Source organism: Anabaena sp. UHCC 0253, assembly GCF_009712085.1.
Lineage (GTDB): Bacteria > Cyanobacteriota > Cyanobacteriia > Cyanobacteriales > Nostocaceae > Dolichospermum.
The window spans coordinates 604,633-615,057 of the sequence record NZ_VILD01000002.1 but is presented as its reverse complement, the minus strand read 5'-3'; the positions used below and the strand labels follow the sequence as shown (position 1 = coordinate 615,057).

Below are 10,425 nucleotides of genomic sequence, written 5' to 3'. Positions count from 1 at the left end.
GATTTTATCCATCACTTCTTGTCTACTTTTACCATCATGTAGATACTTGATTGCTTCTAACCGTCTTCTTATGTATTGTTGTTGATACTTATAAAATAATTTTTGCCACTCTTCTTCTTCAAACTTCTTTACTTAGTTGCTCTGATCTAGTCATGAAATTCTCGCCTACTTTACGTCTAATTCTACACTGGGAAGGGAGTAACAGACAGTAATACAGGGGTGATAATCTGAAGTCCAAGACGCTTCCATTTTTTCTTGATTCCAGTACGAACCATCCATATTAAATAAATAATTCCACCGATGGGGATGGAAAGCAAGAATAAAACTATCAAGATCAGAATAAATACACCCATTTATTTTACTGAAATTGTGATTAGTAAGGTAAATTATATAGTGGTTATGTTCGGATTCAATACAATCAAGGGACTAGAAAGCTTTCTTCTAAAGGCTTTGCAATTCAATTAATCTATCTCATCTAAGTGCATACCACTATACTTAATTCTAAGTTAACTTATTTTGCACCAAGGAACAAAGAAATACATAAATTTCAGTGGGATTTAAATCATACATTCCGCATTTCATTTTGTAGTATAGAGACAAGTGTAAGAAGATTTATTTTCATCTTCATCAAAAACTGCTAACTACACACAAAAATAAAGCTTCAGTCCACTCCACCACAGCCCCATAAGTATCTCCCGTATGTCCACCTAACTTATAATTAAACCAAGCTGCGGTAACAACAGAAATCACACTTCCAGCCAAAACCATCCCCACAGCCAAAACTAATTTCTGGGGATTAATTAACCAAACAACACCACTCAAACCCAGCAGCAAAAAGAAGCTGGGTAATAAATCTAAATAAGAACGAATCGCTTGTTTATGAAACGCACCTTTACCAGTAGGTTTAAGATAAGGATATTGACAAATAGCTACTTGTTGTCCCCAACGTCCCCACCCACAAGCAGCCATTAATACTAAATAATGGTTTTCACCTATCTCTGTTAAAGCAGTAGTTTTCAAAATAATAATTACAATAGCCACCATTGCCCCAAACGCACCAGTAGCACTATCCATCATCACCTGCAACCTGCGTTGAGGATCACCCACGGCTAAACCATCAGCAGTATCCATTGCCCCATCTAAATGCAATCCTCCCGTAATTCCTATCCACGCACCCACAACCAAAGCGTTACGAGTTAGCACTGGGACACCCAAATAATTCAACCCTGTATCTAATCCACCCAAAATAGCACCAATGATCAATCCAATCACTGGTGCAAAACAAGCTACCTTTTGGAAATCTAAATTTGGCAGAAAAGGTAAGGGTATCGCAGTATAGAAAATCACAGCCGCAACTAAATGTAAGAATTGCTGTTGCCACCAGCGCAAAACGTTAGCCATACTTTAGATAGAGTTTAATTAGCCAAAATACTTCGAGTATTCATGAATATAAGTGTTCTCATCACAGAAAACGCCATAAATGATGTCCCGACTGACAATTTACCTCAGATGATCAGACGATCGCTTCCTAAACTTGATATTTTGGAACTATAGGGAATTAACAATCTATCTCATTGACTGTTTGGCTGCGTTGTCACTTACCTTCCATAACCCGCTATTTCTCTATGAGTCATCATCTACCCGACACTAAAATACCAGCACCGTGCATAGTCAACACCGGCATTATTGTCAACAAACTCGATATCCGACGATTGCTGAATGATTTAGGTAGAGTCCACTACATCTACACCCAAGATAATAAGCTATTGAGTGAGGGTGACGGTGATGTGATGGAAGTATTTACTAATCCATCTAGGTCTACCCTAGTCGCTAACAATGCACTATATCTGAATGTGGCTAGTTTTGATTATCTGGAATTAAAACAATCTCCACAGCAAGAAACCTACTTCGATTTGATGCAGGAGCAGATGTGTTTGCGTTTGATTCCTCTTTCTACAACCTTGCAAGAAAGACGCGATAGCGAACTTCGCAGAAATCGCCAATTTAATTGCACTGCTATAGAAGCAATGATGGATCAAATCTTAGCAGCTAGATGGGATGCAGAAATTGATGACGACTGTTGTGATTCTTTCTAACTAAAAAATCATACATCCTCTTGGCTAATAGTAGATTGTAGGGTCTCACCCTCACAAGCCAAAAAACCAAGCTCCTGCGTTAAACAGCAGCGAAAATGTTAAGTTGGTGGATAAATTTAGTGAAATAGTATTTTTGCCTTGAGTGCCAATTTTTCCTTTGAAAGTCTCGCTACCTGTAGCCAGACTAAAGCCAGAGCCGGAATATTTTCTACTCCCCACGGAATTGTAGAAACGCCCCGATTTATGCCTGTGGGTACATTGGCTAATGTCAAAACTATCACCCCTGCCCAATTGGGAGCAACAGGAGCGCAGATGGTTTTAGCTAATACCTATCATTTACATCTCCAACCGGGAGAAGCCATTGTTGCTGGTGGTGGTGGGCTACATAAATTCATGGGTTGGCATGGTCCCATGCTCACAGATTCCGGTGGATTTCAGGTTTTTAGCCTGAGCGAAATGCGGAAAATTACTGAAGAAGGTGTGACTTTCCGCTCACCTCACGATGGGCAAATCATTAAATTAACGCCAGAACGCTCTATTGAAATTCAGAATATTTTAGGAGCGGATGTAATTATGGCTTTTGATGAATGTCCTCCCTATCCTGCTACCCGTCAAGAGGTCGAAGCCGCAACCGATCGCACTTACCGCTGGTTAAAACGCTCTATATCAGCCCATCAACGCCAGGATCAGGCATTGTTTCCCATTGTCCAGGGGGGGGTATATTTGGATTTACGCGCCCGTGCTGCTCAAGAATTGGCGCAATTAGATATGCCGGGATATGCCATTGGTGGTGTCAGTGTCGGTGAACCAACGGATTTAATGGCACAAATTGTCCAAACTACAGCGCCGCTGTTACCGGTGAATAAACCCCGTTATTTGATGGGTGTGGGGACTTATCGAGAAATGGCGATCGCGATCGCTTCTGGTGTAGATTTATTTGATTGCGTGATTCCCACCCGCTGGGCTAGACATGGAACAGCCATTGTTGCCGGTGAACGCTGGAATATCAAAAATGCTAAGTTTCGTGAAGATTTTACACCATTGGATGCAACTTGCCCTTGTTACACCTGTAAAAATTTCAGTCGGGCTTATTTATCTCATTTAGTGCGATCGCAGGAAATATTAGCTTATACTTTGTTGACTATTCATAACATCACCGAATTGATTCGCTTTACCCAAAAGATTCGGGAATCAATATTGAGCGATCGTTTTGTGACAGATTTTGGTCATTGGCTCAAACCATCAGAAATTGATCTCGAAAAAACAGACAACTGATCGTAGACCGAAACATGATAAAATACGTCTCACATATAAAAGCTAGATTGGAATATTAGGTGGATTTAAACAAACATGGAAGCAGCACTATTACTAGCAAAACTCCCTGAAGCTTACCAAATCTTCGACCCCTTGGTAGATGTTTTACCAGTTATCCCCGTCTTCTTCTTGTTACTTGCATTTGTTTGGCAAGCAGCAGTCGGTTTCAGATAAACTACCCATCTCCGATTTTTTGGACAGGCTACACATACCTGTCCTATTTTTTTGATCATTAATATTTCTTAATATTTTGCAATAAATCCATATAATTAATTCAGTCACATCCTCAATTACCAGGAATCTACTATGGGAAACATTAAATTTGTCAAAGAGAATAAAGAAATAGTCGCCGCAAATGGCGCTAATCTCCGACTCAAAGCCATAGAAAATGGCATTGATATTTATAAATTTATCGGCAAAATGACCAATTGCGGTGGCGCTGGACAATGCGCTACTTGTATTGTGCAAATTACCGAAGGACTGGAAAACCTCTCTCCGCGCACAGATGTGGAAAATAAAAAATTCAAAAACAAGCCTGATAACTACCGTTTAGCCTGTCAAACCCTAGTGAACGGTCCCGTTAGCGTCGTCACCAAACCTTAAATTTTGAGTTGAAATCCAGATGAGGATTTATCAACTAAAAAATTTGGATTAACTCTGTCATCTATGATGCTATTCTAAAATAGTTGACTGGAAATTACACAAAAGGCTATCTTGCTATGCAAGTTAATGAACTGGGTTTCGTAGCGAGCATTTTGTTCGTACTAGTACCCGCCGTGTTTTTAATCATTCTTTACATCCAAACCGCCAGCCGCGAAGGTGGAAAAGATAGTTAATAATTGGGCTATAAAATAAAAACCCCCTAAACTATATAGTGCAGGGGGTTTTTATTTATGAGATTATCCAATCGTTCTTGCCAACAAAACTGGACAAGTAGCATTAACCCGAACATAATCAGATAAAGATGACCCTACCAGTCTATCTAAATCAACAAAACTCTTAGCAATAGATGGACGACGGTCTGGAGAACCAATCAATAATAAATCTATATTCAACTCATTAGCCAAACGACAAATTTCTTCACCAGTTTTACCACTGCTGGTCACACAACGCACCGCCACAGACTGTTTTTCCGCCTCTGCTACAGCCATACCTAATACAGAACTTCTATCTGGTTTAAGATCAGTAATACCCGATAATTTGCCACCTAAATCCGTATTGACATTAGCTAAAATTAATTGTCCACCGTTAACACCACGAAGTAAGAACAAAGCTAAATTTAAGCAGTTTTTAGCAGATTCAGAATTATCCATTGCCACCATAACGCGCTTAATGTTTTTGACATAAATGTCATCTTTCACCAGCAACATGGGACGGGAAGACAGTTGGAAAACGTACTGACTAACAGAATTTGATAAAATTGATTGTAGCCGCTTTAGTCCGCGCGAACCCATAATAATCAAGTCAGCATCCATTTCATCAGCTACTTGACAGACTACATCCTTGGGATCACCTTGACGTAAAATCGAAGAAACTTGGCTAGGATCTAAATTTAAATACTGAATAGCCTTAGCGAGAATTTTGCCACCCTCTTCCCATTTATCCGTCATTACAGCAGAAGTGCTTTGTGGAGTAACAACGTGGAGAACAGTGACTTTCGCACCACGAAATGAAGGCATTTCTTTTAAGTTCTTGAGCATTTCTTCCGCGTGTCCCAAACCAGAGACAGCCAGCAAAATTTTTTGTATCATTTTTACGTCTTTGTCGTGAAGGTTTCTGTGGTTTTTGCTGCTAGTATTGAGCCATGGCTTCACCACGCCAGCTATCAGAATGCTTTTTCTGATGTGTTGAACAACCCAGTTAAGTATTTAGGCATAAATTAACTGATTAGCAGTAAAACTAATACCAACAAGCAAAAAAGTGATGAATATTAAGTTTCTTTACGCCTAATTACGTGAAGTTACAACTAGGTTGCCTATCATTAAGCATACTGCTAATTTTGCCTGATAAAATTAATAAAATATGATGTTAGTTATTATTTGTAATCTATATTAATTTTTTTTAATTTAAGTTAATTATTACTGAAAAATTCATAAAAATGAGCATATCTGTGTTTCATGTCAGAAAATCACTATATTTTTTGTAATGATTAAATATCATTGAGAACAAAAAGATTACAAAATATTTCCTTATGATAATACCTTCGCCATTTTTTGTAGGTTGGGTTGAGCGGAGCAAAACCCAACGAATTTAACGCATTTGTTAGGTTGAGGAACGAAACCCAACTTACGAATCAAGGCTTTTTTGAATTTGGCTAAGGTATTATTATGAATATGGCATTTCACGGTTTTTACAAAATTAAACATATATCGGTTTGATGGGAACGGCTTACTTCTCAAAAACCATAAGTTTAAAAGTTTAGTTATAATGAGAAAAATATAAACTCCGGTTAAATTAAGAGGTAAAATACCATGTTGAAAATACAACCACCAACCGCAATTGATTTTCATCCATCAATTGTTGCTAAAGATCAGGATGAACAACCTATTTTAATGATAGATGTCAGATTTTCAGGTATGTATTCTTCCCCGGATCTGCATATCTTAAAAATGGAACAATATCAGCATATTCCTTTTTTAATGTTTGTTAATTCTCATGTCATGAGAATCTTTAAGAGTCCAACTTTTACAGAAGTAGCAAGATTTGACACAAAAAAGATTTTAGGATATTATGATCCAGAAAGTATTGAAGGAATTATCTATCAATCTACCTTAATAACTTTAACTCAATCTTGGTTAAGAGATTTAGCTTATCATTGGAAAAGTGCAACTCCCCCTTACATTGAGGAAATGAAAGAAATTGGCTTATTTACTCTTTTGTTTGATGGCACTACAGAGGAGTTAGAATTATTATGATTATTATTTATTTAGAAACTAATTCAATTATAGCAATTGCGAAAGGCAGAAACAAGGAGTTAGAAGATTTTGTCTATCATTCTTCAGAGAATTTAAAATTTGTCATTCCCAGCATTTGTTTAATGGAAACCCTAGTAGCAATAGAAAGAGAAGAAAAACGTAGTCAATCTTTTTCTCAAACTATTCAAATAGAAATGAATGAAGGTAAACGGAATAAAGAATTAAATAACTCTCAATCTTTTACCAATTATTTAGAACTTTGTTTGATTGATTATGGAAAAGTATTACGGGATTTTAGAAACCGTTTTTTGAATATTCTTGAATATTTAAAAAATCATGGAGAACTGATTGAACCAAACATTGAAATGTTGGAAGCCACTTTAAATAATCCTTTACTACCTGGAAAAAATCAAAGAAGAGACGATTTTATTTTACAGGTTATTTTAGCTCATGCTGAAAATAATTTACCAAATTCCTTAGTATTTTTTAGTGAAAATACTAAGGAATTTGGTAATACTAATATTCAACAGGTATTAGCTAATTTGGGAATTAATTATTTTAGTAAAATATCTAATTTAGAAGGATGGATAAACAATAAAAAATACTAATCAGAAAAAAATAAATGTTGGGTTTCCTTACCTCAACCCAACCTACTACTTACTAAAAAATACTAAAATATTAATTCTGATACTCAGTCTTTCACTATAGAATTGTAAAAAAGAATTTATTCTATGTATTTTCTCATTCTTTTCTTTGCGGCTGGAGCGCCTTTGCGTGAGAAAATCATTAATTCTGCATTTTCTCATAACCAGTATAAGCATCATCTATTGCTATAGAAATTAGCATATATAGACAAAACATAGACGGATCATTTCACTGATAAACACGATTAAAATCAAAGTTCTGATTGGAGAAGCAGGGAAAAGGTCAACAATTTGGTTATTCTCCAGGAGTAAAACCCTTGCCTATTCCCTTCTATCACCCCTCAAAGCTTTCAGTAACGTAATCTAGATATGGAATTGAATCTACCTACTTTCTACTTTGATATCTGCCAAGAAGAACTAATTATTGGTGCTGGTATTTGAGAAATAGGTGAAACGGCTTTGGGTTGAATGGGAGTAGTATTACTCAATACTGCTATTATTTGCAATAAAAATGTAATAAAGGCTGCTTGCACAAGTCTTTCTAGCATATAACCTCTCTTTATCTATATAGATGGATGGGATTTCCATCGGAATTTGTTATTCTAAATACATTTTGTATTTTGGGTTTATCGGATGAGATAAATATAATTTGAGAATATCTCAGAAAGATCAAGAAAAATGTGATCTAGCTCTCTATTTACATTTACCTAGTAAAGATGACGTTTTTGGTTCTCAAAAAGTGTCCTAAAAATATAAATTTCCTTTCAGGTGTATAAAAATATCCAACTTTTTAGCCTAGTTATTTAAGATGTAAATCAGTATTATTACTGAATTTTCCTGTAAACTATATTTCTTTATCTGAGGTTCTACCTGCTCTCTTCATTGTTCTTTCCTGTGATGTTAGTTGGCAAATTCAACACAATCAGCCGTTGTCACCGATAGAATGAATGGAAAATAGCTAAAAACACGCTAAATGATTCCTATCGTTATTGAACAATCGGGTCGCGGCGAACGCGCCTTTGATATCTATTCACGGCTGTTGCGTGAGCGGATTATTTTTTTGGGAGAACAGGTTGATAGCAATCTGGCTAACTTGATTGTTGCCCAACTGCTGTTTTTAGATTCTGAAGACCAAGAGAAGGACATATATATGTACATTAATTCTCCTGGTGGTTCAGTAACAGCGGGAATGGGCATTTTTGACACGATGAAACATATCCGTCCCGATGTTTGTACAATTTGTACTGGATTGGCAGCAAGTATGGGAGCGTTCCTGCTCAGTGCTGGTACTAAAGGTAAGCGAATGAGTTTACCTCATTCACGAATTATGATTCATCAACCTTTAGGTGGCGCTCAAGGACAGGCGACTGATATTGCAATTCAAGCCCGTGAAATTTTGTATCACAAGCAGCGGCTGAATGAGTATCTCTCTGAACATACTGGTCAACCATTTGAACGGATTTCTGAAGATACCGAACGTGATTTCTTTATGTCTCCAGCCGAAGCTAAGGAATATGGCTTAATTGACCAAGTAATTGACCGTCATGCTATAGGTAGTCGTCCTATTGCTTTAGTTTAGTTGTTGGTTGGTGGTCAGTGGTGTTGGTGACTTGCCCTGAGCGTAGCCGAAGGGTTGGTGATTGGTTAAATTTTTGTTTAACAACTGACCACTGACCACTGACTACTGACCAACTAATTTAAAATCCAGCAATTGGATCTGGTTGAGATTTGAGATAAGTAAGGAAATTCCTTAATTCTTCTTCGCTGAGTAGAGAACGGCCTCGTTTACCGTAGGTTTTAACTAGATAATCTTTTCCTTGTTCTGGTGTCCAGCCTAATCGCTCGATTTCTACATCTGTTTGGGCAATCACATCAGATAAATTGATTGGTTCGTTATGCCTCTTTTTCTTGCTGACGGCTGATTGTACATCAACGTCTTCATAGGGGGTATAGCTACGAGGAGTGAATGGTGTGACATTACTAGGAGACACTCCTGATGAGGGTTGATATTCTGGTTCTTGATGAGGAAATATCTCTGGGGTGACAATTTTGGTATCGGTTCGCTCTGTTAATAAGGATGGTGTCTGTATATTACTGACAGAAGGAGTAGGTTTTGATTCATTTAAGATAGGCTGGATTGCGGCTGGAGCAACGGGTGGTGAGGTGGATTTTGTTACTTCTTCAGGTGTATTTTTGATCCCTAAAACCGTTAAAGCCCGATTTCTAGCTTGATCTTCGGCAGCTTCAACTGTTTCTGCTCCTGACATTCCCGTTGACCGAGTGATGCCTTCAAGTTGTACACTCACACGGACGATATATTTCCCTTGAAAAATTTCTATTAGTTCTGAGATAATACTGCCGTTGGGGTACAAGTTATGGAATTGCGCCAACATAATACTTTCAACCATTTTTATTTGTTTATTAATGTAAGTTACTAGTGAGAAATGCCTACGGAACAGAGAATAGGAAACAGGAAGTAATTACCAATCATCAAACATCAATCACCCCTTACCAATTTCCTATCCTCTAGACAAAACCCCATCTTTCAATATAAAGTCTTACTTAGAACTCAACACATTGAATGTATCCCAATACTTATCGGTTAAATGGGAAAAGGGGCAAGAAAAAGCCTTGATCCTTGATTCTTTGTCTTTTTCCCAAACCAATTTACAACTTGCAGGTTCACAAACCGAGCAGTATTGGAATGTATCTTGATACTAACAGTTGTTTATAGCGAATTATTGTTTAACTTTAAATGCTATAATATTTACCCAATTAGATATCTAGAAGTATTTTTAAAGAAGTGCGCTCTAAATCTACAATAATAAAGATAAGGTTCGCCTTCACTGCTTGTGTTTTACTGCTTACCTGATTGTTACCGATTCTACATTATGGGAAAATTGGGTTTATCGGCAGTTTTTCCTAGTAAAGACATGGCTAACGCCACGCTATGCTATCAGATGCTGATGGCGTGAAATTACTTTCGATCTAAACAATCAAACACCTCTGATTAGCCCGGCTTATAGCTTCTGGGTGGTTTGGAGAGTTCTCCAAATCAACTTTCTTACAAACCCATTACCTAGTTATCTAGAGGTTAATCATTGAGTATCAGGAGTGCATTATAAGGATTATTTAGATGAAAGTAAAACGCAAGCAAACTCTGAGATTGTTGTGCAGTGAGAAGTCGGAGCAGGGGCTTTCTCCTACTGCTACTGTAATCGCAAGTATGGCTAAGGCCACACTGCCCGATCGCCGGCATAGCCTTTGTTCCGAAACACTACGCAAATGCGAAATTCGTACAGCAGTAGGTGTCTCTAGACTGTGAAGGTATAACAGCGAAGAACCAGATTCGACAAAAAATAATGTTTTGACCAAAGGTCGGTTCACTGCATGGAATTTTCAATCGCTACACTTCTGGCCAATTTCACTGATGATAAATTGGTGGCTCGTAAAGTT

At 37.5% G+C, this 10,425-nt stretch carries 12 protein-coding genes; 8 read left to right on the top strand and 4 right to left on the bottom strand.

The features are described from left to right. Positions 1-627: 627 nt before the first annotated feature. Positions 628-1,401, bottom strand: a complete 774-nt coding sequence (cobS, locus tag FJR38_RS06960; RefSeq protein WP_168536117.1) for an adenosylcobinamide-GDP ribazoletransferase — start codon at positions 1,399-1,401, stop codon at positions 628-630. Between the two features lie 224 nt (positions 1,402-1,625). On the opposite strand from cobS, the gene FJR38_RS06955 reads away from it, so the two are divergent. The 5 genes from FJR38_RS06955 to psbM all read left to right on the top strand — a co-directional run bounded on the left by FJR38_RS06955 (position 1,626) and on the right by psbM (position 4,246). Continuing rightward, the gene (locus FJR38_RS06955; RefSeq protein ID WP_168496816.1) at positions 1,626-2,096 is read left to right on the top strand and encodes a hypothetical protein; all 471 of its coding nucleotides are present in this window, start codon (positions 1,626-1,628) and stop codon (positions 2,094-2,096) included. A 138-nt stretch (positions 2,097-2,234) separates the two neighbouring features. After that, positions 2,235-3,371 (top strand): tRNA guanosine(34) transglycosylase Tgt, encoded by a 1,137-nt coding sequence (tgt, locus tag FJR38_RS06950; protein ID WP_168536115.1) that lies wholly within the window; start codon positions 2,235-2,237, stop codon positions 3,369-3,371. A gap of 75 nt (positions 3,372-3,446) precedes the next feature. After that, positions 3,447-3,584 carry a photosystem II reaction center protein K gene (locus FJR38_RS06945; RefSeq protein WP_006195022.1) on the top strand — a complete coding sequence of 46 codons (138 nt, stop codon included), beginning with the start codon at positions 3,447-3,449 and terminating at the stop codon, positions 3,582-3,584. Between the two features lie 132 nt (positions 3,585-3,716). Continuing rightward, positions 3,717-4,013 carry a 2Fe-2S iron-sulfur cluster-binding protein gene (locus tag FJR38_RS06940; RefSeq protein WP_168496812.1) on the top strand — a complete coding sequence of 99 codons (297 nt, stop codon included), beginning with the start codon at positions 3,717-3,719 and terminating at the stop codon, positions 4,011-4,013. Between the two features lie 116 nt (positions 4,014-4,129). Next, positions 4,130-4,246 carry a photosystem II reaction center protein PsbM gene (gene psbM, locus FJR38_RS06935; RefSeq protein WP_083389570.1) on the top strand — a complete coding sequence of 39 codons (117 nt, stop codon included), beginning with the start codon at positions 4,130-4,132 and terminating at the stop codon, positions 4,244-4,246. Positions 4,247-4,309: 63 nt separating this feature from the next. On the opposite strand, the gene FJR38_RS06930 is transcribed toward psbM, so the two are convergent. Next, positions 4,310-5,161, bottom strand: a complete 852-nt coding sequence (locus tag FJR38_RS06930) for a universal stress protein (protein ID WP_168496810.1) — start codon at positions 5,159-5,161, stop codon at positions 4,310-4,312. A 720-nt stretch (positions 5,162-5,881) separates the two neighbouring features. Between FJR38_RS06930 and FJR38_RS06925 the strand changes: the two genes are divergently transcribed. After that, on the top strand, positions 5,882-6,325 hold the full coding sequence (locus FJR38_RS06925; protein ID WP_168496808.1) for a hypothetical protein: 444 nt from the start codon (positions 5,882-5,884) through the stop codon (positions 6,323-6,325). Further along, the gene (locus FJR38_RS06920) at positions 6,322-6,933 is read left to right on the top strand and encodes a PIN domain-containing protein (protein WP_168536113.1); all 612 of its coding nucleotides are present in this window, start codon (positions 6,322-6,324) and stop codon (positions 6,931-6,933) included. The genes FJR38_RS06925 and FJR38_RS06920 overlap by 4 nt, the downstream gene beginning before the upstream one ends. Positions 6,934-7,361: 428 nt before the next feature. Here FJR38_RS06920 and FJR38_RS06915 read toward each other — a convergent pair whose 3' ends face one another. Then, positions 7,362-7,517, bottom strand: a complete 156-nt coding sequence (locus FJR38_RS06915; RefSeq protein WP_168496804.1) for a hypothetical protein — start codon at positions 7,515-7,517, stop codon at positions 7,362-7,364. Positions 7,518-7,942: 425 nt separating this feature from the next. On the opposite strand from FJR38_RS06915, the gene clpP reads away from it, so the two are divergent. Then, a complete protein-coding gene (clpP, locus tag FJR38_RS06910) occupies positions 7,943-8,548 on the top strand; it encodes an ATP-dependent Clp endopeptidase proteolytic subunit ClpP (RefSeq protein WP_168496802.1) in 606 nt (201 codons plus the stop codon). Between the two features lie 118 nt (positions 8,549-8,666). Here clpP and FJR38_RS06905 read toward each other — a convergent pair whose 3' ends face one another. Then, complete coding sequence (locus FJR38_RS06905; RefSeq protein WP_168536444.1) at positions 8,667-9,362, bottom strand: hypothetical protein; 696 nt, start codon at positions 9,360-9,362, stop codon at positions 8,667-8,669. Positions 9,363-10,425: the final 1,063 nt, after the last annotated feature.

Bases quoted from the DNA above. Each gene is read 5' to 3' on its own strand.
- cobS (WP_168536117.1), bottom strand. From the start codon at position 1,401: ATGGCTAACGTTTTGCGCTGGTGGCAACAGCAATTCTTACATTTAGTT.
- FJR38_RS06945 (WP_006195022.1), top strand. From the start codon at position 3,447: ATGGAAGCAGCACTATTACTAGCAAAACTCCCTGAAGCTTACCAAATC.
- FJR38_RS06925 (WP_168496808.1), top strand. From the start codon at position 5,882: ATGTTGAAAATACAACCACCAACCGCAATTGATTTTCATCCATCAATT.
- FJR38_RS06940 (WP_168496812.1), top strand. From the start codon at position 3,717: ATGGGAAACATTAAATTTGTCAAAGAGAATAAAGAAATAGTCGCCGCA.
- FJR38_RS06915 (WP_168496804.1), bottom strand. From the start codon at position 7,517: ATGCTAGAAAGACTTGTGCAAGCAGCCTTTATTACATTTTTATTGCAA.
- FJR38_RS06905 (WP_168536444.1), bottom strand. From the start codon at position 9,362: ATGTTGGCGCAATTCCATAACTTGTACCCCAACGGCAGTATTATCTCA.
- FJR38_RS06955 (WP_168496816.1), top strand. From the start codon at position 1,626: ATGAGTCATCATCTACCCGACACTAAAATACCAGCACCGTGCATAGTC.
- psbM (WP_083389570.1), top strand. From the start codon at position 4,130: ATGCAAGTTAATGAACTGGGTTTCGTAGCGAGCATTTTGTTCGTACTA.
- clpP (WP_168496802.1), top strand. From the start codon at position 7,943: ATGATTCCTATCGTTATTGAACAATCGGGTCGCGGCGAACGCGCCTTT.
- FJR38_RS06920 (WP_168536113.1), top strand. From the start codon at position 6,322: ATGATTATTATTTATTTAGAAACTAATTCAATTATAGCAATTGCGAAA.
- FJR38_RS06930 (WP_168496810.1), bottom strand. From the start codon at position 5,161: ATGATACAAAAAATTTTGCTGGCTGTCTCTGGTTTGGGACACGCGGAA.